Origin of the sequence: Heyndrickxia acidiproducens DSM 23148 (assembly GCF_000374345.1) — a bacterium.
Classification (GTDB): Bacteria; Bacillota; Bacilli; order Bacillales; family Bacillaceae_C; genus Weizmannia; species Weizmannia acidiproducens.
The window spans coordinates 1-23086 of the sequence record NZ_KB893991.1; the positions used below are offsets into that span (position 1 = coordinate 1).

General features: G+C 42.7%; 15 protein-coding genes and 1 CRISPR repeat array. Of the genes, 13 read left to right on the top strand and 2 right to left on the bottom strand.

The window, feature by feature from the left end:
* Positions 1-839: 839 nt before the first annotated feature.
* From C232_RS0107770 to fni, 4 genes are all read left to right on the top strand, one after another.
* Positions 840-1598 carry a DeoR/GlpR family DNA-binding transcription regulator gene (locus tag C232_RS0107770; protein ID WP_018663023.1) on the top strand — a complete coding sequence of 253 codons (759 nt, stop codon included), beginning with the start codon at positions 840-842 and terminating at the stop codon, positions 1596-1598.
* A gap of 441 nt (positions 1599-2039) precedes the next feature.
* Complete coding sequence (locus tag C232_RS0107775; protein WP_018663025.1) at positions 2040-3950, top strand: PTS fructose transporter subunit IIABC; 1911 nt, start codon at positions 2040-2042, stop codon at positions 3948-3950.
* A gap of 551 nt (positions 3951-4501) precedes the next feature.
* The gene (locus tag C232_RS0107785; protein WP_018663029.1) at positions 4502-6541 is read left to right on the top strand and encodes a Na+/H+ antiporter; all 2040 of its coding nucleotides are present in this window, start codon (positions 4502-4504) and stop codon (positions 6539-6541) included.
* Between the two features lie 184 nt (positions 6542-6725).
* The gene (gene fni, locus C232_RS0107790; protein ID WP_018663031.1) at positions 6726-7760 is read left to right on the top strand and encodes a type 2 isopentenyl-diphosphate Delta-isomerase; all 1035 of its coding nucleotides are present in this window, start codon (positions 6726-6728) and stop codon (positions 7758-7760) included.
* Between the two features lie 341 nt (positions 7761-8101).
* Here the strand turns inward: fni and C232_RS0107800 are convergent, their stop codons facing one another.
* Complete coding sequence (locus C232_RS0107800; RefSeq protein WP_018663035.1) at positions 8102-8605, bottom strand: DoxX family protein; 504 nt, start codon at positions 8603-8605, stop codon at positions 8102-8104.
* A 341-nt stretch (positions 8606-8946) separates the two neighbouring features.
* Here C232_RS0107800 and C232_RS0107805 point away from each other — a divergent pair, with 341 nt between their 5' ends.
* Positions 8947-9531 carry a Uma2 family endonuclease gene (locus C232_RS0107805; protein WP_018663037.1) on the top strand — a complete coding sequence of 195 codons (585 nt, stop codon included), beginning with the start codon at positions 8947-8949 and terminating at the stop codon, positions 9529-9531.
* A gap of 79 nt (positions 9532-9610) precedes the next feature.
* Here the strand turns inward: C232_RS0107805 and C232_RS0107810 are convergent, their stop codons facing one another.
* The gene (locus tag C232_RS0107810; RefSeq protein WP_018663039.1) at positions 9611-10198 is read right to left on the bottom strand and encodes a nitroreductase family protein; all 588 of its coding nucleotides are present in this window, start codon (positions 10196-10198) and stop codon (positions 9611-9613) included.
* 183 nt (positions 10199-10381) lie between these two features.
* Here C232_RS0107810 and C232_RS0107815 point away from each other — a divergent pair, with 183 nt between their 5' ends.
* From C232_RS0107815 to cas2, 8 genes are all read left to right on the top strand, one after another.
* The gene (locus tag C232_RS0107815; RefSeq protein WP_018663041.1) at positions 10382-13621 is read left to right on the top strand and encodes a DEAD/DEAH box helicase; all 3240 of its coding nucleotides are present in this window, start codon (positions 10382-10384) and stop codon (positions 13619-13621) included.
* A 580-nt stretch (positions 13622-14201) separates the two neighbouring features.
* Positions 14202-16628: a CRISPR-associated helicase/endonuclease Cas3 gene (locus C232_RS0107825; protein WP_018663045.1), complete on the top strand. Its 2427-nt coding sequence runs from the start codon at positions 14202-14204 to the stop codon at positions 16626-16628.
* A 185-nt stretch (positions 16629-16813) separates the two neighbouring features.
* Positions 16814-17533 carry a type I-C CRISPR-associated protein Cas5c gene (gene cas5c / locus C232_RS0107830; RefSeq protein WP_018663047.1) on the top strand — a complete coding sequence of 240 codons (720 nt, stop codon included), beginning with the start codon at positions 16814-16816 and terminating at the stop codon, positions 17531-17533.
* Complete coding sequence (gene cas8c, locus C232_RS0107835) at positions 17530-19425, top strand: type I-C CRISPR-associated protein Cas8c/Csd1 (protein ID WP_018663049.1); 1896 nt, start codon at positions 17530-17532, stop codon at positions 19423-19425. The genes cas5c and cas8c overlap by 4 nt, the downstream gene beginning before the upstream one ends.
* Positions 19426-19448: 23 nt before the next feature.
* Positions 19449-20309 (top strand): type I-C CRISPR-associated protein Cas7/Csd2, encoded by an 861-nt coding sequence (gene cas7c / locus C232_RS0107840; RefSeq protein ID WP_018663051.1) that lies wholly within the window; start codon positions 19449-19451, stop codon positions 20307-20309.
* Positions 20299-20958 carry a CRISPR-associated protein Cas4 gene (gene cas4 / locus C232_RS0107845; protein WP_018663053.1) on the top strand — a complete coding sequence of 220 codons (660 nt, stop codon included), beginning with the start codon at positions 20299-20301 and terminating at the stop codon, positions 20956-20958. Before cas7c ends, cas4 begins: the two co-directional genes overlap by 11 nt.
* On the top strand, positions 20955-21986 hold the full coding sequence (gene cas1c, locus C232_RS0107850; RefSeq protein WP_018663054.1) for a type I-C CRISPR-associated endonuclease Cas1c: 1032 nt from the start codon (positions 20955-20957) through the stop codon (positions 21984-21986). The genes cas4 and cas1c overlap by 4 nt, the downstream gene beginning before the upstream one ends.
* A 9-nt stretch (positions 21987-21995) precedes the next feature.
* Positions 21996-22286: a CRISPR-associated endonuclease Cas2 gene (gene cas2, locus C232_RS0107855; RefSeq protein WP_026314528.1), complete on the top strand. Its 291-nt coding sequence runs from the start codon at positions 21996-21998 to the stop codon at positions 22284-22286.
* Between the two features lie 168 nt (positions 22287-22454).
* Positions 22455-23080: a CRISPR direct-repeat array (repeat unit 32 nt; unit sequence GTCGCTCCCTACATGGGGGCGTGGATTGAAAT).
* Positions 23081-23086 lie beyond the last annotated feature (6 nt).

The window sequence follows — 23086 nt, forward strand, 5'->3', positions numbered from 1 at the left end:
AATTTTAGATGCCTTATAATGCAAGCGTATGCGATATTGTAAACGAAACTTTTTATACCGCTAATGAACGTCATTGTAAATCAAATTTTGCACCGTGATGGCGTTCATCCTGCTAATGAACGTGATTACAATCTACTTTTTTGCCGGAGATGGCGTTCATCTCGCTTATGAACTTCATTACAGGTCAATTTTTGCACCGGGGTAGCGTTCATCCTGCTAATGAACGTGATTACAATCTACTTTTTTGCCGGAGATGGCGTTCATCTCGCTTATGAACTTCATTACAGGTCAAATTTTGCACCGTGATGGCGTTCATCCTGCTAATGAACGTTATTACAATCTGCTTTTTTGCCGGAGATGGTGTTCATCCCGCTGATGAACGTCATTGCAATTCAAATTTTGCACCGGGATAGCCTTCATCCCGCTGATGAACGTGATTACAATCTACTTTTTTGCCGGAGACAGCGTTCATCCCGCTAATGAACTTCATTACAGGTCAAATTTTGCACCGGGATAGCGTTCATCCCGCTGATGAACGTCATTGCAATTCAAATTTTGCACTGAAATGGCGTTCATCCGAAAACATCTGGATTTTCTGCAGTATTTTTTGAGGTTTTCAGCGGGCTTTCCTTCCTTTTTTAAAATTGTCCATTTTTAGCAGTATTTTGATAACCTATTGTGTCCGGGTGAATGGGGTGCTTTTTTCGCTAAAATGGCCATTGTTTTGATAAAATGTGACAAAATTTAGCGGTTTTTGAAGAAAAATGATAGAATTTGGATGAAAGCGGTTGATAATGAAAAGGATTATGTTAAAATATCATCAGACGGAGGAATGAAACATGTTAGCAGAAGAACGCCATCAACTCATTTTGCAATATTTAAAACAACGGCATATTGTGAAAGTCCAAGATTTGGTGAACCTGCTGAATGCTTCTGAATCTACTGTCCGCCGGGATTTACAGGATCTGGAATCCATGAACCTGCTGAGGCGTGTCCATGGAGGCGCTTCGCTGCTGCAGCACAGAAGTGAAGAACTGGATATGGGTACGAAAACACTCAAAAACGTTCAAGAAAAAAGTGTAATTGCCCAATTGGCGGCACGGCAGGTCAAAGATAATGACTGTATCTATTTGGATGCCGGAACGACGACTTTGGAAATGATCCCATACATAAACGCGCGAGATATAATCGTTGTTACGAACGGGCTTCCACATGTTGAAGCGCTTGCAGAGAAACGGATCGTGTCCTATCTGCTGGGAGGGATCATGAAGCGCACAACAAAGGCAGTCATTGGCGGCATTGCCATGCAGATAATTAACCGTTTTCGCTTTGATAAAGCATTTTTAGGTGTGAACGGGATTGATATAGAAATGGGATTTACGACACCTGATCCTGAAGAGGCGCTCATTAAACGGCGTGCAAAAGAATTATCTGCGCAAACTTTTGTGCTTGCCGATAGCAGCAAATTTTCAGAAGTGGCCTTTTGCAAAATGTTTGACATCCACGAAGCAGCTATTATCACTGAGGCACTGCCGGAGCCGGTAAAAACTTCGATTTTGGGCAAAACAAAGGTGATCAGCCAGGAAGAGGACGGTTAAACAGAGCTTCCCGGCAAGCCGGAACAACATGACTTCCAGCTTGAGTATGTGCCGCACTGAAAGTCTTCTGCAGTTATATCACTAAAATCCTTGTAAATGACGCAAAATAAGGTGAAACTTCCATCAGTGGGGGTTTTCCTTCATCCCCCACTGATGGTTAGTTGAACCAATCGGACCTTTACGGGCAGTTTGATCTCCCACCTATCCTTCCTTTTTCACCTTGAATCTTGAGGTTGGAGTCTTACTGCCCGTTAAGAGTGGGATAAAGTGAAACTTTCACCAGTGGAGGGTTTTCCACTCATGAAATTCCGAACAAAGTCTTGATAAATGCGCCATGTTCCTCTTTTATACCGGCCAAAATGCATTTATCCCATAGGTATGCTGGTTTGACCTCCAAGAAATAAGGTAATGGTTTTGTAATGAGAAAAGGAGTGAAATCTAATGAAAATAACCGATTTATTGGTTCAAGAAACCATGGTTATGAATATGCAAGCGACCAAAAAAGAAGAGGCCATTGATGAATTAATTGCCAGCCTTGCAAAAAGCGGCCGTATCAATGACCCGGTTCTTTTCAAAGAAATGATCTTAAAACGTGAGCAGGAATCAAGCACAGGCATCGGCGACGGAATTGCGATGCCGCACGCCAAGACAAAAGCCGTCAATCAGGCAACCGTTGTCTTCGGCCGTAGTGAAAAAGGCGTCGATTATGAAGCTTTGGACGGCCAGCCGTCATACTTGTTCTTCATGATTGCCGCTCCTGCCGATGCAGCAGATACCCATTTACAAGCACTGGCAGCATTGTCAAGGCTTTTAATTGACCAGGAATTTGTCCAGCAGCTGAAACAGGCAAAAACACCTGCTGAAGTCACGAAGTTATTCGATGACAGACAGCAGGAAAAAGAGGAGAAAGAAGCAAAAGAAGAAGAAGAACAGGCAGCCGGAGCCGGCACAGGTTCGGATGAAAAATTTATTGTTGCTGTGACGGCCTGCCCGACTGGGATTGCCCATACCTATATGGCTGAAGATTCTTTGAAGAAAAAAGCTGAAGAACTTGGAATTCCCATTAAAGTGGAAACAAATGGTTCCGAAGGCGTTAAGCATGCCTTGACAAAAGATGAAATTGCACGCGCGGCAGGTGTTATTGTCGCTGCTGACAAAAAAGTTGAAATGGCCCGTTTTGATGGCAAACGCGTGTTACAAACGCCGGTCAGCGATGCGATCCGCAGGCCTGAAGAGCTGATTAATAAAGTGCTGGAGCAGCGGGCGCCGACGTATCATGCGGATGGCACGGCGTACAATGATGATGAACCGGCTGGAAAATCGTCGGTTTGGGGAACCATTTATAAGGACTTAATGAACGGGATTTCTCATATGCTGCCATTCGTAGTTGGTGGCGGGATTCTGCTTGCAATCTCGTTCTTAATTGAAAATACAGCTGGCGAGAACAGCACGATCTTTAAAATGCTGAGCGCAATTGCCGGCGGCGAAACAGGCGCATTCCACTTCTTAATCGCAATTCTCGCCGGATTTATTGCCTCAAGTATCGGTGACAGGCCGGCATTAATGCCAGGTATGGTCGGCGGTTACTTGGCATCCAGCTCGAATGCCGGTTTCCTTGGCGGTTTAGCTGCAGGTTTTCTGGCAGGTTATGTCATTGTTTTCTTGAAAAAGATTTTTGCAGGAATGCCTCAAACGCTGAGCGGATTAAAACCGATCCTGATCTTCCCGGTCCTTGGCCTGCTCATTACCGGCGCACTCATGTACTATATTTTAGACCCGGTTTTCAAATGGGCAAATACCGGTTTGATTGGCGCATTGAACAACTTAGGTACCGGAAATGCGGTTATACTGGGAATTGTATTAGGCGGTATGATGGCGATTGATATGGGCGGCCCGTTCAACAAAGCAGCTTATACATTTGCAATCGGCGTATTTACATCCAGCGGCAACACAAATGGTTTAATGATGGCAGCCGTTATGGCCGGCGGTATGGTTCCGCCGCTTGCAATTGCCATTGCTACAACTTTCTTTAAAAATAAATTTACAGAAGAGCAGAAAAAAGCCGGCATTACCAACTATATACTTGGTTTATCGTTCATTACAGAAGGTGCAATTCCATTTGCGGCATCTGACCCGCTGCGTGTGCTCGGGTCGAGCGTAATTGGTTCCGCCATCGCAGGCGGCCTGACACAGTTCTGGCATATCAACGTTCCTGCTCCGCACGGCGGCATTTTCGTTGTTTTCCTTGCCAACCATGCAATATTGTTCCTGGTTTCAATTATTATCGGCGCCATCGTTTCAGGTCTTGTCCTCGGGATTTGGAAACGCCCGCCTGAACAAAAGGCTGCTTAATTTTGTAAATATGGGTTGTCCTGCCAGCCGGTTATTCGGCGGTGCGGACGGCCCATTTTTGTTTGCCCGCGGACATTGTTTTGACTGGAAAATAGACCACAAAAAATCAATTTAGGTACGACTGCGTGATAAACTTCGGTTTTGGTGAGTGTTATTTGGAACAGGCAAGATAAAATTTTGAACCGGGAATTGGAGTTTAACTGGCTGAAGACCATGGTGGGCAGGAAAAACGGAATTCCATTACAAAGCGGATTGGCAAAGGAGTTCGGCTTCAATTTTACAAAAGTAAAATATGTTGTTTTTTGCCGGATTCGTTGGAAATAAACCGTTGAATCAGGTAATTTTTAGGAGTAAGATTGATACATGCTATAGTGCTGTCCGGCATGCGGGTGATCGTCCACACATCCGGACGCTTCTGAAACCGATTTCCCCGGTTATTTTGCCATTTCTGGTTAGAAATATAAATCTGGCTATTTAAGAGGCAAGGATTTGGGTATAGTTCTAAAGAACACTTTTGGATGCTATATAGAGAAAACAAGGAGAATGTTCTAATGGATATGTTTTTAATTGTTTTCATCCTGCTCTTGCTTATTGGAATTTCAAACATTATAAATCACTTCATGCCGTTTGTCCCGGTGCCGCTGATTCAGATTGCTTTAGGTGTGGTATTTGCTGTTGTGCCGGCTGGGGGCCATATCCCATTGGAACCGGGTTTGTTTTTTGTATTGTTTATTGCCCCGCTGCTTTTCTATGACGGCAGAAATGTTTCGCGAAAAGCGATGTGGAAACTGCGGGAGCCAATCTTGCTGCTGGCGTTTGGCCTTGTATTTGTTACCGTTTTTGCAGTTGGCTATGTCACACATCTAATGATCCCTTCGATTCCGCTCGCTGCTGCGTTTGCCCTGGCAGCGATACTTGCCCCCACCGATGTTGTTGCGGTCAGCGCCATTTCTGAACGGGTAAAAATTCCCAGAGTGATTATGCACCTTCTCCAGGGGGAAGGGCTTATAAATGATGCCTCAAGTCTTGTGGCGTTTAAATTTGCTGTTGCCGCCGCAGTCACGGGATCTTTTTCAATTCTGCAGGCAGGTGGCAGTTTCCTTCTCATTTCAATCGGCGGATTTCTGGGCGGCACGCTGCTGGCTTATTTAATTATCCGTTTCAGAGTGCTGATCCGCCGCTTGGGTATGGAGGATGTAACTGTCCATATGCTGATTCAAATCCTGACGCCTTTTGTGATTTATTTGACTGCAGAGCATTTTCAGGTTTCCGGCATTTTGGCAGTTGTAGCCGGCGGGATGTTTCATGCAATTGAGCGGGAACGGGAGCAGTCCCCCAATCTTTCCTATCAAGTAGTTTCACGCAGCACTTGGAAGGTGCTATCCTATATTTTAAACGGGTTGGTGTTTATCCTTCTTGGCCAGCAAATGCCGGATGTTTTAAGCGAAATCTGGCAAAATCCTGATTTTAATAGCGGCAGGTTGATTTCCTATATTATGATCGTAACCGCGGCACTTTTGCTTCTCCGTTTCATTTGGGTGTATGCATCCTGGTGGCTCGGCTGGAAATCAAAAAGGGCGGCATTGACAAAACCTGCCATACAGCCGGCAATGATCACAACGGTGTCCGGTGTACGCGGGGCGATTTCACTGGCGGGGGCTTTTTCCATCCCGTACACGCTTACAAATGGCAATCCCTTTCCCGGCCGGTCACTGATGATTTTAATAGCAGCTGGTGTGATTTTACTGACGCTTTTGATTGCCAGTATTTTTCTGCCAATTTTGGCAAAAACGGTTAGTAATAAGGCGGATCAAAGCCAGCGGAATGCAGAAAAAAATGCTTCCATTCAAATTAAAGAGGCGGCCATCCGCATGATCCGGAATGAAATCAATGACCGTAACCGCGAAGCTGCAGCTGCAGTGATATCAGGCTATGAAAACACGCTGCACCAGCTGAAAACGGAAGAAAGCGAAATGGATACATTGGCATTCAAAAAAATTGAAACACAAACACGAATGAAGGCACTCGAGGCAGAGACCCGCTACATTGAGGAGCTCCTCGAATCGAAGCGCATTGACAGGGAAATGGCCTATCTGTTTTTTGAATATATTCGCAGAATGGAGGTTGCCGTAACCCATAAAATGAAATTCAGGCTGCTGAATATCTGGACGATTTTTCAAAAAGTCCTGATCCGGTTTTTTCAGTTTTTTTATCCGAATAAAGAACGGCTCCGCAGGCAACGGCGGCTCCGCTATTTAAAAATCAAGCAAATAAAGATTGAAATGGCGGAAGCTGCGATCCATGTACTGAGATCCGGCATTAATGAAGAAAACAGGGAAATTTCTTTTCTCGTGATCAGCGAGTACCGGAAATTTATCCGCAATTTAAAAAGGCCGAGAGATCTCGAGGCATCGCTGCATTTTATCCAGCAGCAGCGGGAACTCCAGGAGAAGGCTTTTCAGGCGGAACGGGACGAGATCCAGTCGCTGTTTGAAAAAGGAAAAATTTCACGGGGAACGGCTCGTAAAATCCGCCAGCAAATTAATATTAGGGAAGTGTACTGGCTGGAAGAATATCATTTGCATGGGTGAATCCTCATAATTGAAAAAAATGCAGTGATCAATCCGGTTTTCTTCTATTTTTAATGGGAGTTTGGTAAAATGGGGAAATCGAATCTGTCTTCAAAGCTGCTTTTTAACGGGGCAGGCTGTGAAGTTTTTCCATAAAAGCGCTTCGTGTTTTTAAAAGCGCAGGTGAAAAGAAGAGGTGAAGAAGATGGGAGATTCGCCCATATCTAATCGGAAAGCAGATCATATCCGTGTCGTATTAGAAGAAGATGTTGCAGGCAGACAAACGACGACAGGTTTTGAGCATTACCATTTTGAACATCAGGCACTGCCTGAACTCGATTTCAATGAAATTTCGATTCAGGCGGAATTTCTCGATAAGCCGCTTAAAGCACCGTTTCTGATCAGCTCTATGACCGGCGGTACCGCACAAGCCCGCGTGATTAACCGGAATCTTGCGGCAGTCGCGGAAGAAAGGGGCTGGGCATTCGCTTTAGGTTCAACGCGGGCTGCACTGGAGAGCCCGGAGCAAGCTTATACATTCCAGGTTCGCGATGTGGCGCCAAATATCCCGGTATTGGCCAATTTAGGCGCTGTCCAGCTGAATTACGGTTACGGAACAGAGGAATGCCTGCGAATCATTGAATTGACAGGAGCAGACGCACTGATTCTGCATTTTAACAGCCTTCAGGAAGTCTTCCAGCAGGGCGGGAATACGAATTTTAAGGATCTGATGGGGAAAATTGAAACCATCTGCAAAAAACTCCCTGTTCCCGTAGGTGCCAAAGAAGTCGGCTGGGGGATCAACGGGCAGCTGGCGGAAAAACTTTTTTCACTCGGCATTTCTTTTGTTGATGTTGCCGGCTCAGGCGGGACGTCATGGAGCCAGGTGGAGAAATACTTGACAACGGATCCGCTCAAAAAAGCGGCAGCAGAAACATTTGCCGGCTGGGGAAATCCAACCGCGGCGTGCATCACAGGTGCGAGAAGCCTCGGTGTAACTGGTCCGCTCATTGCCAGCGGCGGGATGAAAAACGGATTGGATGCGGCAAAAGCCATTGCGCTTGGGGCAGATCTTACAGGCTTTGGCCGTAAGCTCCTCGCAAAGGCAGTGGATTCAACTGCTGCCTTGCACCGTACCTTTGAACAGACTGAGCTGGAACTGAAAATTGCCATGTTTGGCATCGGGGCAAAAGATTTGCAGGCTTTGCGTGAAACGCCCTATTTGCAAAAAAGAAACTAAAAGCGGCAGGGGTTGCTGCAAAAAAAACAGCCGTTTTCCCAAAAGCGGGAAGCCGGCTGTTTTTGCGCCCGGTTATTTTTTCGGTGCCGAGAAGTTTTGGACCTGTTCCATCAGTTTGTTTCGTGATTTCTTGTTCCGCATGAGATATGCAGCACCTAACGCAACTGTAGTCATCATAAGTTTTTTCCTATCCATTTGAACACTCCCTTTTCTTTGCCGTATGTTCGTACTTTTCCCTTTGTACGGGCTTTTAAACAGAATGGATAGAAGATGCAGCGCTTCAGAAGGCAAAAAAATAAGGCAAACAGATAAAATGTTTGCCATTTTGATTTTTTATTGAGTTAAGCGGCGCCTTTATTGATGTGCGGTTTGTGCGCTTGTTTATGGAAGAATTTTTTTACTGCCGGTACTGCGAAACGGTCCAATCCCCAGAAGTAAGATGCGCTGCCGGTGAACAGGAGAATGATTGCAACGGTGTAAAGAACCGGGTTTGTACTGGTTGTGCCGGCAAGCATAAAGTTGAGGTTCATCAGGGCCCCGGCAAGTAAAGCAGGAATCGTTGCCAAGCCGACGATCAAGCCAATTCCGACCAGTAGTTCCCCGTAAGGTACCAGTACGTTAAACAGTTCAACATTCGGCAATGCAAAATGGCTGATGAAAGAAGCGTACCATCCTTGCACGGCCGGATTTTCGCCGCCTGTTTGGGCTAATGCGCCTTTTAAAAATCCGCTAGCGTCAAATCCGCCTGTTATTTTTTCAATTCCGGCTCCAAGCCATTGAACGCCCAGCCAAATTCTCAAAATCGCCCAGATGATACTTATTTTAGAATCATGATACCATTTCATGACTTTCATCTCCCCAATTTATTGATTGTAAAATTCCAATTACCACATGTGGGCAAGTATATGTGAATTATTTCACATACCTTACATTGTTAGAATACAATATTTTAACAGGAAGTACAATGGATTTTTCAACCTGTCACCAATTTGTGATATTTTTCACATATGTGTAGTGTTTATTCAGGCGCTTTCATTTTATGCGGTTTTTACAGGGCTGCTATGTACAAAAGTGTCATGAATATGTTAATGGTTGAAGCACGTTTATTCAAGGATCGAGTGCTATAATCAAGTTAGGATGGTAACGGTTACAATCCAGCCGAATAAAAATAAAAGGAGTTGAGCTTATGTCAACAGCATCCTTGAAAGCGCATTTTACCTATGCGGATTATGCAAAGTTGGATAAAGATACACGCTTTGAAGTCATGAACGGGCAGGTTTATATTATGTCTGCCAACCCGATGCCGCGGCACCAGGAAGTGGCCGGCCAATTGAAAAATACTTTCTCAGAACGCTTGCGGGGAAAGGATTTTAAACTGTTTTCATCACCGGCCGATGTCTGTCTCGGCGGTGAATTTGCCAGTCCTGAAACGATTGAGGAATGGGTGCAGCCTGATCTGGCCATTGTATGCGGGAATGCCAGAAGCAGTGGCGGAAATCTTATGGGCACGCCGGATTTCATTGCAGAAGTCATTTGCCCCGCGACAGTGAAAAAAGACTGCATCGACAAGTTTTATCGTTATGAAAGAGCGGGTGTCCGCGAATATTGGCTGGTGGATCCGTTCAATGAAATGATTGAGGTGTATGTTTTAAAAAATGGCAAGTATGAAAGGAACGGCGTTTATTTTAAAGCGGATCGGATCCCGGTTACAATTTTGCACGGTACTGCGATTGACGGAAAAGAGATCTTCCGGCTACCTGGTTTCGAATGAACCGGCAGATGAGAGAAAATGGCAAAAGAAGGCGGATACCTTGACATCCGCCTTCTCATCATGTTCAAGCCGAAAGATCTTATTCGGGATTTTTTCCAAACGTCCCTTCAAAAACAGATGCCTTCACCGGCCGGCGTTCGGATGGGAATTCCCTTTCCTGCAAACCGGCAGGCAGCGCCTCTTTCTCCCCGCGGTAACCGATCGCAACCAGGGCGTCGATCGCATATTCTTCCGGTATGTTTAAAACTTCACGTGCTTTCGCAAAATCAATGCCTGTCATCGGATGGGTAGCCAATCCTTTTTTCACAGCTTCCAGTGACAAATAACCCCAGGCGGCGCCGGCATCAAATGAGTGTGAACGGATTGTCCCGGTTTCGCTTGTCGTTTTCGATACGATTAAAGCAAAGGCAGGCACGGTTTTGCACCAGGTTTGATTAAATTCACCAATGAAGGACATAAACTTTTCCCTGTCCTCTTTTGTACGGGCAAGGATAAAGCGCCAAGGCTGGTAATTATAGGCAGACGGCGCCCAGCGAGCTGCTTCAAACAAGCTGAGCAATACCTCTTCAGGTACTTCTTTTTCCAAAAAAGACCGCGGCGACCATCTTTCCAAAAATACCGGTTCTATCTCGTACTGCGCTTCGCGGGGTGATACTTTATTTAACATGGTGTAACCTCCTCGTCATTTATTCCTGTTCATTTTAAAATAATTGTACTTCCCGGACAAATGTTTAAGCTCGGGGGCACTGAAGAAATAGGCCGGGCGAAAATATGTTTTCCCGGCAGAAATATTGTATAATAAAGATAACACAATGAACTGTACGAAAAATTGAAATAGGAATGGTGCGCTTTGACAGAATTATTACTTTCTATCAATGATATTAAAAATTTATATTCAAACGCGGTCTATCGGCGTGGTATGTCCTACTACAAGCGCGGGCTCGTGAAAGATTTATGGTATGATTCCTCTCTGGAACAGTGGAATGCAAAGGTGTATGGCACTGAACCTTATGATGTCCGCATTGCGTTTGAGAACGGCTATGTCAATTCCGACTGCAGCTGCCCGGCTTTTGAACAATATGAAGAATGTAAGCATGAAGTCGCTGTCATGCTTGAAATTGCAAATCGTGCAGGAAAAGGGACTGAAGATCAGGCGTCTTATCTGGAGCGGAAAATGCGGGAAAAGACCAACCGTTTTATGGACATCTTTTCGGCCTTTCAGCAAAGCCAGAACGGGACGAGCAGCCATGGGGCGAAAAAGCGGCTGCAGGTTGAATATCTTTTGAAAGTGGCACGCCATTACCATTCGAATCGTGATCTGCTTTTGACTGTTGAAATTAAAGTCGGCCCTGAACGAACCTATGTCGTCCGCAATATCCAGGAATTTCTTGAAAAAGTCAGCAATCAAAGACCGCACGAGTTTACGAAAAAATTCACCTATGACCCGCAGGAACACGAGTTTTCAGAAGCGGACCGGGAAGTAATCGATCTGCTGTTAAAAGTGCTCACCACCCAGCAGTTATATGAAAGATCATCCTATGACTGGGGTTATTCATCCAATAAAGACAGGGGGCTGATGATTCCTCCGCTTTTGGCAAAGCCCCTGCTGGAAAAACTGAAAATGAGGCCCTGCAAGTTCGAAACCGGGTATCATGGGGGCGGTTCCTTTGATATCCAGCCGGCGCACGCTTTGCCGTTATCTTTTCAGCTGGACGAACAGGGCAAGGGAAAAGACGGCTTTTCGCTTCAGCTGGAGAGCCTCAGTGAAATTCTCTTTTTTGATCAATACGGGCTCGTCTTTCATGATGGCATTTTTTACGAAATAAAACCGGAACAGATCCAGCTATTAAAAGAACTGATTCTGTTTTATCACAGCGGGAATGATGCGGTCCCAATCAGCAAGGACCAGATCAGCCCGTTTCTTTCCAATGTGCTGCCGGGGCTGAAGAGAATCGGGCAAGTCAGGATTGCCGATAAAATTAAAGGGCAAATGGTACAGCCAAAACTCCAAACCAGGATTTATATGGACGAGGAAGATGGACGGATTTCGCTGCGGATCGAACACCATTACGGCGGCCGCATCATCGACCCGTTTGCACAAGCAGAAGCGGAACCGGATGATGATGTGATTTTGATGCGTGATCTCGAAAAAGAGCAGGAAATCATGGCGCTTATTGAACGGTCGCCGCTCAAATATAATGGCAGGCAGCTGTATCTGGAAGATAATGAAGACGCATTGTACGAATTTATTTTTGACATTTTGCCAAAGCTGGAAGATATAGCCGAAGTGTATATTGCCGGTGGCGTAAAATCCTATTTCCAAACGTCACGGTATTCGCCGGTTACCTCAGTGGATATTGAATCCGGCGGCAATTTCCTTGAAGTTCACTTCGATATGGACGGCATTGACAAAAACGAAATCAGGAATGTGCTGCAGTCCGTTGTTGAAAAGAAGCGTTACTACCGCCTGCCAAATGGTGCATTTGTTTCACTTGAAAATGAGGAATTCGAGCATATCGGCCAGTTGCTCGATGATCTTAATATATCTTCAAAGCAGCTTGGGCAGGATAGTTTGAAAGTACCGCTTTACAGGGGCCTGCAAGTCGACGAAATGATGCGCACAAAAGACAAGTATGCCGTCAAATTCGGAAAATCCTTCCGTAAACTGGTCCAGCACCTGAAAAATCCGGAAGACATCGATTTCGACTTGCCGAAAGGGTTAAATGCCAAAATGCGTGATTACCAGGTCGTTGGTTTTCAATGGTTCAAATCGCTTGCCTATTACCGGCTTGGTGGTATTTTGGCCGATGATATGGGGCTCGGCAAAACGCTGCAGAGCATATCCTATATTTTGTCTGAGAAAGAAAGCAACCGGCAATCAAAGCCATTTCTCGTTGTGTCGCCCGCTTCCCTGACCTACAACTGGAAAAGCGAGTTCGAAAAATTTGCGCCCGGCCTGCACACCGAAGTCATTACCGGTACGCCGGCTGAACGCAAGGAATTTTTCGAAAAAGGTGAGCTTCCGGATGTCATCATTACGTCTTATCCGACGCTGCGCCAGGATATTGGCGAATATCAGCCAATCGAATTTGACACGATGATTTTAGACGAAGCCCAGGCAATCAAAAACTATGCCACGAAAACAGCCGCTGCAGTCCGGAATATCCAGGCCGGCCGCCGTTTTGCATTAAGCGGTACACCAATTGAAAATTCAATTGATGAATTATGGTCAATTTTTCAGGCGGTTCTGCCGGGATTCTTCCCGGCGCAGGCCGAGTTCCGCAAGATGGAGCAGGAAAAAATTGCGCGTATGGTACGCCCGTTTATTTTGCGCCGTATTAAAAAAGATGTGCTGAAAGAGCTGCCGGATAAAATTGAAACCAACCATCTATCAGAGCTTACAAAGCCGCAAAAAGAGTTATACTTGGCTTACTTGGAGCGGATTCAGCAGGAAACGGAAAAAACACTGAAAGAAGGCGACTTCAACCGCAACCGTATTAAAATCCTGGCCGGCCTCACGCGTCTGCGCCAGCTGTGCTGCCATCCATCCCTTTTCGTGGATAATTACAAGGGCGAATCAGGAAAACTCGAGCAGCTCATCGAACTGGCAAAGACCGCGATTGAAAACGGCAAGCGCCTGCTCATTTTCTCGCAGTTTTCGAGCATGCTGAAGATCATTCTCGCCCGCCTTGAAAAAGAGGGAATTGACAGCTTTTATCTCGATGGCCAAATCCCTTCCCGGGACAGGGTCGAAATGGCCGACCGCTTTAACAGCGGCGAGAAAAATGTCTTTTTGATTTCTTTAAAAGCGGGCGGCACCGGCCTGAACTTAACCGGCGCCGATACGGTCGTGCTTTACGATCTGTGGTGGAACCCGGCTGTTGAAGAACAAGCTGCCGGCCGCGCCCACCGCATCGGCCAGAAAAATGTCGTCCAGGTCATCCGCCTTATGGCCCGCGGCACCATCGAAGAAAAAATTTACGAACTCCAGCAAAAGAAAAAAGAACTCATCGAAAAAGTAATCCAGCCAGGCGAAACCATGCTGAACAGCTTAAGCGAGCAGGAAGTACGGGAATTGTTGAGTATGTAGGGACTGGTGTGCGGATCCAACCAGGTTCAATATGCAAGTGGTAACGAAACGGAACAGACCGGTAAGGTGCAGATTTGGTGATTGCAGCTTACCGGCCTGTTTTTTTGTATGGGGATTGGGCGACGTTAAGTTTTGGGTGTTGAAAGGACAGAACTGTGGAAATTAGCTCTGCGTATTTTCAGCCTATAGGACAAATTTGATGAAGTTGAAGGTGATTATGTCTTATAGAGAGATTCTAAAGGACAGTATGAGGATTTAAAGCAGTAGCTATGTCCAGTAGAACGAATCTATAGGACAGACTTCGAGTTAAGAGATGGGGGAATGTCTAATAGAGAAAGTTTAAAGGACAGAATCTGGATGCAAGGAGGCATTCTGTTCATTAGAGGGCTTCTAAAAAAATACCTTGTAGGTTCTGGGGGGTTAAAAGTGGGATCTCGATGTGATAAAAAGATGTTTAATAAATTGGTATAGACCTAAGTCTATTTTTGTAAAAAATCTTTTTGAAAATTTTATTAGGTTCCATATTATGGTCTTCTCAAATGGTATAATAAAAAGAAATAAGCAAAAAGGAGGGGGTATTATGGCATATATTGCGCATATTCGAGAAAGTGACAAGCGAGTACAGACTGTTGAAGAGCATCTATTAGAAGCGAAAAAATTAGCTGAATCATATGGAGAAAAAATTGGGGTTAAACACATAACGGGACTAGCCGGCTTACTTCATGATCTGGGAAAATATACTGATGCATTTCGAAACTATATTTTGGAAGCGGTATACCACCCGGAATTACCGCCGAAAAAGGGGAGTGTTGACCATTCTACTGCAGGAGGCAAACTTTTATTTGAGTTTTTCCATTCAAAGTTAAACGGTTATAAAGCAGTGTTAGCCGAAATCGTGGGCAATGCAATAATATCCCACCATTCTTATCTTCAAGATTTTCTCAGCCCGGAGTTGGATTCAAAATATTTGAAACGCGTCCAAGATAAGGAATTAGAAGAATTTGAGAAAACAAAGGTTAATTTTTTTAAGCATGTTATGAGCCAATCAGACTTTCTTGACTACGTAAATCAAGCTGAAGAAGAACTGAAAGCATTCCTTATGATTGATCCTACTAAAAACCTTGCCCACAAGTTAATGTTTTTAACAAAGTTTATATTTAGTGCATTAATTGATGCGGACAGGACAAACACTAGATTATTTGAAGAAAATAAACTTGAAGATGCTTCTTGTGATACTGAAACTCTTTTTAACCTATATTACGACAGACTTATGCTTAAAATTAACAGTTTTAAAGAAAAGTCGAATGCCCAGTCACGTATTAATCTGCTGAGATCAAAAATGTCCGATCAATGCGATTCGTTTGCCGGGAAGCCATCCGGTATTTATACCCTGTCTATTCCAACAGGTGGGGGGAAGACATTGGCGAGTCTGCGCTATGCTTTAAAACACGCCAAACTATATGGCAAAAAACATATTATTTATGTTGTGCCTTACACTACAATCATTGAACAAAATGCGGAAGAGGTCCGAAAGATTTTACAAGACGATGCTAATATTTTGGAACATCATTCTAATGTAGTTGAAGACGATGATAATGATGAAAACCAGGATGGCTTAATGAACTTAAAGCAAAGGCTCAAACTGGCAAAGGACAATTGGAATGTGCCGATTATTTTTACGACAATGGTTCAATTTTTGAATGTCTTTTATGAGAAGGGCAGCAGAAATATCAGACGGTTGCATAATATGAGCGAAGCGGTTTTGATCTTTGATGAAGTTCAAAAAGTCCCAGTGCCTTGTGTGTCTCTATTTAATGAGGCATTAAATTTTTTAAAAACGTATTGCCATTCCAGTATTCTGCTCTGCACGGCAACACAACCTGCACTTGACTTTGTTGAACATAAGTTACAGGTAAACCCTGATGCGGAAATTGTCCATGATTTAAGCGGTGTTATACAGGCATTCAAAAGAGTTGAGATTATTGACAGGGCAACAAATGGGACATTCAATACTGAAAAGCTTTGTGATTTTATTGAAGAAAGGATTCAAGATGTTTCAAGTATGTTAGTCATTCTAAATACGAAAGGGGTTGTTAAAAAACTATACGAGCAGTTAAAAGAAAAAGGAGAGGGGCTTAATATTTTCCATTTAAGCACTTCAATGTGTGCAGCTCATAGAAATCATTTTTTAAAAAGGATCAGAAGCCAGCTTGCAGCCGGAGAAAAAATCATTTGTGTAAGTACTCAACTGATAGAAGCAGGAGTTGATGTAAGTTTTGATTGTGTTATCCGTTCTTTAGCGGGTTTGGACTCGATTGCACAGGCTGCAGGAAGATGCAATCGCCATGGGGAAAAGGAAGTTGGATATGTCTATGTCATCGATCATGAAGAAGAAAATTTGGATCGCCTTCAAGAAATCAAAAAAGGCAAAAACATCTCCAAAAAGATTTTAATTGATTTAAGACATGATTCAACTGTTTATGAAGGTAATATTCTTTCCACAAAAGCACTGGAAAAATATTTTAAAGAATTCTATACAGACTTTGAAGATGATTTAAATTACAATATCCCAAGTCTTGGAAAAAACATGACCGATTTGCTGACTTCGATGCCTGATGATAACAACAGTTATGCTCAAGCATACCTTCATAATAAAAATAAGTCATTGCCATTATATCTGGCTAATAGCTATTTTACAGCCGCAGAAAAATTTCATGTCATCGATGATAGGACAACTTCTGTTCTCGTGCCATATGAAGATGGAGGGAAGGAGATTATTTCCGAATTAAATAGCAATGCTTCAATAGAGGATTTAACAACATTGATGAAAAAAGCCCAGCAATTCACCATTAACCTCTACAGACGAGAACTTGAGAGACTACAGAAAAATGATGGACTGGTTATGTTATTTGACGGTAAAATCCTTGCCTTGAAAGAAGGGGCATATGATAAAGAGTATGGGTTAAATATTGAAAATGACAGCCAGCTAGGTTTTGCGGTAATTTAAAAACCTATCTTCATGATAGGTTTTTAAATAATACAATATATTTTTCAATCCACGCTTAAATTAGGCGACGCTTTATTATAGCATAAAATAAACAAAGAAAAATAGGGTTCATATATTGTATTATTAAAGTGAAAGTGTATAATAAAATTGTCTAAATGATATAAATAATGAAAGGGGTGACATAGATGAGGAATGCAATTGAATTTGAGTTGTTCGGAAAATACGCACTGTTTACTGATCCGTTAACAAAACTAGGAGGAGAGAAGCTTAGTTACCAAGTGCCAACCTATCAGGCGCTTAAAGGAATTGTGGAGTCAATTTATTGGAAACCTACCATTCTTATGGTTGTGGATGAGCTGCGTGTGATGAATCCAATTAGAATGGAGTCAAAAGGTGTACGGCCCATTGAATATGGGGGCGGGAATACACTTGCGAACTATACTTACTTAAGAGACGTACGGTATCAAGTAAAAGCCCATTTTGTATTCAATCCACATAGGACGGATATGGCTTTTGACCGTAACGAAAATAAACATCACAATATTCTTAAACGCTCTCTCAAAGCCGGGGGCAGGAGAGATATATTTTTGGGCGCCCGGGAATGCCAGGGGTATGTTGAACCTTGCGTATTCGGTGAAGGTAAAGGTTACTACGATGATACGAGTGAAGTTTATTTAGGAACAATGGTGCATGGCATTAATTATCCAGATGAAACGGGACGACAGGAAATGGAAGTTCGGTTATGGAATCCGGTAATGAAAAATGGCGTGATCCAATTTATTCGACCTGATCAATGTAAACTCATCCGAAAAATCACTGAAATGAATGCAAAAATTTTTAGTGAAGAAAATGTTGAGTCAGCGGATGAATTGCTGAAACAATTGGAAGAGGGGGGGAGTCAATGAGCTGGCTGTTAAATTTATATGAAACGTATCAGGCAAATTTGGGGCAGGTAGGAAAGATTGAGAAGAAGAGGAATAATCAGGAATATACGCTGCTTCCTATATCCCATACAACGCAAACTGCCCATATAGAAGTAGAAGTAACTGAGGACGGTAAATTTCATTCAGCACATGTGGTTGATAAAAGTGATGCAAACACATTAATTCCTTGCACGGAAGAATCAGCGAGCCGTGCCGGTAGCAAGATAGCACCTTATCCACTGCATGATAAGCTTAATTACGTGGCTGGAGATTTTGTTGCTTATGGTGGGAAGATAAAAAAAGAAGAGCCATTTTCGTACTATATCAGCCAACTTGCTGAATGGGCCAATTCCTCGTATGGAAATGCAAAAGTCAGAAGTATTTACACCTATTTAAAGAAGCGGCAGTTAATTCAAGATTTGGTAAATGAAAGGATTCTATACTTAGATGATGATGATCAGCTAATAGAAAAATGGAACAGTAAATACGGTAACAAACCCCCGCTATATTCAACAGTCACCGGAAATGCAGAAAGCGCTTTTGTACGGTTTACGGTTTATTCACCTGATAAAATTTTAACAAAGGTATGGAAAGATCCTGAAATGTACGATTCTTTTATAGAATTTTATCATCACTATTTAAGTGATAATGATCTTTGCTTTGTTACTGGCAATTATCTGCCCAGCACAGAAAGACATGCCAATAAGATAAGAAATTCAGGAGATAAAGCCAAATTAATCTCTGCGAATGATACAAGCGGATTCACTTTTAGAGGAAGATTTTCAGATAGTAGCCAAGTCGCGAGTATCAGTTACGAAGCATCTCAAAAAGCGCACAATGCTTTAAAATGGCTAATTAACAGGCAAGGGAAAACAATTGATAATAGAGTTTTTCTTGTTTGGGAAAACAGCGGAAATAAAGTGCCATCATTAACAGAGGATTCTTTCGATCTAAGCAGTTTGGATCCTTTTTCGATAGGTGGGGAAAATAATCATTCTTTTACAAATCAAGAATTCGCCAGGGAATTTTCCAAAGCAATTGATGGATATCGAAACAATCTAGCAACAGAGGCGGATATTAACATAATGGTTCTTGACTCAGCTACTACCGGTAGACTGGCAGTCCTTTATTATCGCAATCTAAATAAGGAAATTTATTTTGACAGGTTGGTAAAATGGCATACAACCTGTGCATGGCTGCACCGATACCGAAAAAATAGTGAAAATCATTTTGTCCCATTTTACGGTGCTCCTGCAACGAAAGATATTGCGTTTGCCGCATATGGCCCAAATGCGAGTGATAAAGTGGTAAAAGGATTAATGGAAAGAATGCTTCCCTGCATTATTGATGAGAGGAAGATTCCTTTAGATATAGTCAGAAGTACTTTTTATCGTGCATCTAACCCTGTTGCAATGGAGAAATGGGAATGGGAAAAAACATTAAGCATTGCTTGCGCCTTAATCAATAAAGAGGAGGGATACAACTTGGCACTTGATAAAGAAAATGACAATAGGGACTATTTATTTGGTCGATTATTGGCTATTGCTGATGTACTAGAAAGGAATGCCTTAGATGCGAGTGACAATCGCGCTACAAATGCAGTCCGGTATATGAACGCATTTTCCCAACATCCGGAACGTACATGGAGAACGATACAAGCAAGTTTACAGCCCTACCAAGCAAGACTTGGAAATAAAAGTATCTATTATTCAAAAATAATAGATGAAGTAGCTTCCCGTATTTCTTTTGAAGATTTTAACGACAATCCGTTATCTGGAAAGTATTTGCTGGGATTTTACAGTCAAAGATATGACTTATATCAGAAAAAGAGTAAAAATATACCGTCTGCCGATGAACCGCAAAGTGAAGAATAATTAATAATTAGGGGGAAATTAGTATGCCAACATTAGATCACAAAATTGATTTTGCAGTTGTATTGTCTGTAACGAAGGCTAATCCTAATGGAGATCCGTTAAACGGAAACCGGCCGCGGCAAAATTACGATGGATACGGAGAGATTTCAGATGTCGCGATTAAAAGGAAAATTAGAAATCGCCTTCAGGATATGGAAGAACCCATCTTTGTTCAATCAAATGATCGGACAACTGACTCATTTAAGAGTTTAAGAGAACGTGCTGAGGCAAATCCAGAGTTAAGTAAAATATTAAAATCTAAAGATGGCTCCAGTGATGCTTTTGCCATGATTGCATGCAAAGAGTGGATTGACGTGCGAAGTTTTGGACAAGTATTTGCATTTAAAGGATCTGGCAATAAGGGCGTATCAGTTGGAGTTAGGGGGCCGGTCTCGATTCACACTGCTACTAGTATAGCTCCAATAGATATAACTAGCATGCAAATAACAAAAAGTGTGAATTCAGAACCTGGCAAAGATAAGGGCTCAGATACGATGGGCATGAAACATCGCGTGGATTTTGGTGTCTATGTTTTTTATGGCAGTATCAATACTCAATTAGCTGAAAAAACAGGTTTTTCAAGCGAAGATGCCGAAAAAATTAAAAAAGCTCTTGTGACTTTATTTGAAAACGATACATCTTCTGCAAGACCGGAGGGAAGTATGGAAGTCCACAAAGTTTATTGGTGGGAACACAGTTCAAAACTCGGACAGTATTCATCTGCAAAAGTTCATCGGTTATTAGAAGTTAAGCCAATATCAGACCGACCTAAAACATTTGATGATTATTCCATTACTTTAAACCAATTAGAAGGTTTAAAGGTGGAAGTTTTGGATGGAATTTAACGAAGAAGACAATTACCTGATGTTATCGGGCATCCAGCATTTTCAATTTTGCAAACGCCAATGGGCGCTCATTCATATCGAACAATCCTGGGAAGAAAATGTAAAAACGGTTGAGGGGCAAAATCTTCATAGTAAAGCCGACAGCCCCTTTATCAGAGAAAAACGTGGTGATAAATTAATTGTTCGTGCAATGCCGATAAAATCAAATATATTAAGATTTTCCGGAATTTGCGATGTAGTTGAATTTATAAAAGACGAAGACGGTGTCGAGATTTTTGGAAATGAGGGGAAATACATTCCTATTCCGGTTGAATATAAACATGGCAAACCAAAAAAGAATGATTCTGATATTTTGCAGATCGCTGCACAAGCGATGTGCCTGGAAGAAATGCTCGTATGTGAAATTAACATAGGTTACATATTCTATAATGAAATTAAGCGTCGTGTTGAAATTCCCATTACCCAGAATGAAAGAAATAAAGTGAAGCAAATTGCAGAAGAAATGCAGGATTATTATAAACGAAGATACACACCTAAAGTAAAAACCGGTCCTTTTTGCAACAATTGTTCCCTTCAAAACATCTGTGTGCCAAATCTAATGCACAAACGCTCCGTGAAAAGCTATATAGAAGGGAAGATTTCTGAATGAAAAAACTTCTAAATACGTTATTCATCACACAACCGGACGTTTATATGTCTTTGGACGGAGACAATATCGTGCTTGTAAAAGATAAAGAACAACTTGGAAGGCTGCCTCTGCATAACCTTCAAGCAGTGGCGGCTTTTGGCTATGCAGGTGCAAGCCCGGCATTAATGGGTTACTGTGCTGAAAGAAATATTTCACTTGTGTTTTTCACCATGAATGGGCGATTTTTAGCAAGAGTGATCGGTGAAAGTAAAGGCAATGTCGTGTTAAGAAAAAAACAGTACCGCCTATCGGATGATGAAATGGCATCCGCAAAAATAGCACGTAATTTTATAGTGGGAAAAATATATAACCATAAATGGATGATAGAAAGGACAACAAGAGATTACCCATTACGGATTGATGGTGCCCAGTTTAAGGAAGTATCACAATATCTTTCTACAATTATTAAGCAGGTCAGGGATTGTGAATATCTAGATACTTTAAGAGGGCTAGAAGGACAAGCGGCTATAAGCTACAATAAACTTTTTGATCAGATGATTTTACAGCAAAAAGATGATTTTTATTTTCATTTCCGTTCCCGCCGTCCGCCTTTAGATAACGTAAATGCGATGTTATCATTTGCTTACACGCTGCTTGCCAATGACACTGCTTCTGCTTTAGAGGGCGTTGGACTTGATGCTTACGTAGGTTTTATGCATCGAGACAGGCCCGGACGAGTATCATTGGCTTTGGATGTAATGGAAGAATTAAGAGGCGTGTACGCAGATCGCTTTGTTCTTTCAATGATTAATATGAAAGTACTTAACAAAGATGATTTCGTAAAAAAAGAAAATGGTACTGTAATTATGACAGATGAAGCAAGAAGAAAATTCCTAAAGGCCTGGCAAAATAAAAAACAGGAAAAGATTACTCATCCATTTCTTGGAGAAAAAATTTCTTGGGGATTAGTGCCACATACTCAAGCCTTGTTATTAGCACGCTACTTAAGAGGAGATTTGGACGAGTATCCACCTTTTCTATGGAAGTAGGTGAACCATTTGCTTGTAGTGATCACGTATGATGTTTGCACGATAACGAACTCGGGACAAAAACGATTAAGAAAAGTTGCCAAGGTTTGCCAAAATTATGGACAACGGGTTCAAAATTCTGTTTTTGAATGTTTTGTTGACGCAACTCAATTGGCTTCATTGAAGATCAAACTTGAAAACATTATTAACCCCAAGGAAGATAGCTTAAGATTTTACCAGTTAGGTAACAGTTACAAGAATAAAGTATCGCATATTGGCGTAAAGAGTTCTTTAGACTTAGAGGATCCCTTGATCTTCTAGTGCGAAGGTAAAGCTCGCATGATATTATTGGTGGCTTCGCACCAATAAAACACCTAATATTTCCCATATATTGGATGGTACTGGGAAAAGTTCTTTAGTATACTAAAGAAAATGGCGGTTTTTGATCCATTTTTCATCTAATTTACTTAATTTTTATAGAAAATCGCTGTCGCTCCCTACATGGGGGCGTGGATTGAAATGACAGTATGTTTAATTTACGTCAATTCCTTAGTGGTCGCTCCCTACATGGGGGCGTGGATTGAAATATGCTAACACCTATCGGATCCGAAACAAGGTATGTCGCTCCCTACATGGGGGCGTGGATTGAAATCAAATCGGTGATAAAAAATTTGAAGCAGATTTTTGTCGCTCCCTACATGGGGGCGTGGATTGAAATCTTCGCCCGGTCAACGTAGTCAACTGCTAGGTCGGGTCGCTCCCTACATGGGGGCGTGGATTGAAATAGTTTGCTCAACAATGCCAGGTTTTGGGCGGCCGGTCGCTCCCTACATGGGGGCGTGGATTGAAATGAATTTACAACGGCGGGGATGCTATTGTGGATCCGGTCGCTCCCTACATGGGGGCGTGGATTGAAATGAGCACAAATATCCCCATAAACTCAGCCTGGTTGTCGCTCCCTACATGGGGGCGTGGATTGAAATTGGAACCGTAATTCCGCTTCGGTTCGCGGTATAAGTCGCTCCCTACATGGGGGCGTGGATTGAAATCACGAGCTGTTGACCTAAAAGCTCGTTTTGTGTTGTCGCTCCCTACATGGGGGCGTGGATTGAAATACTTTT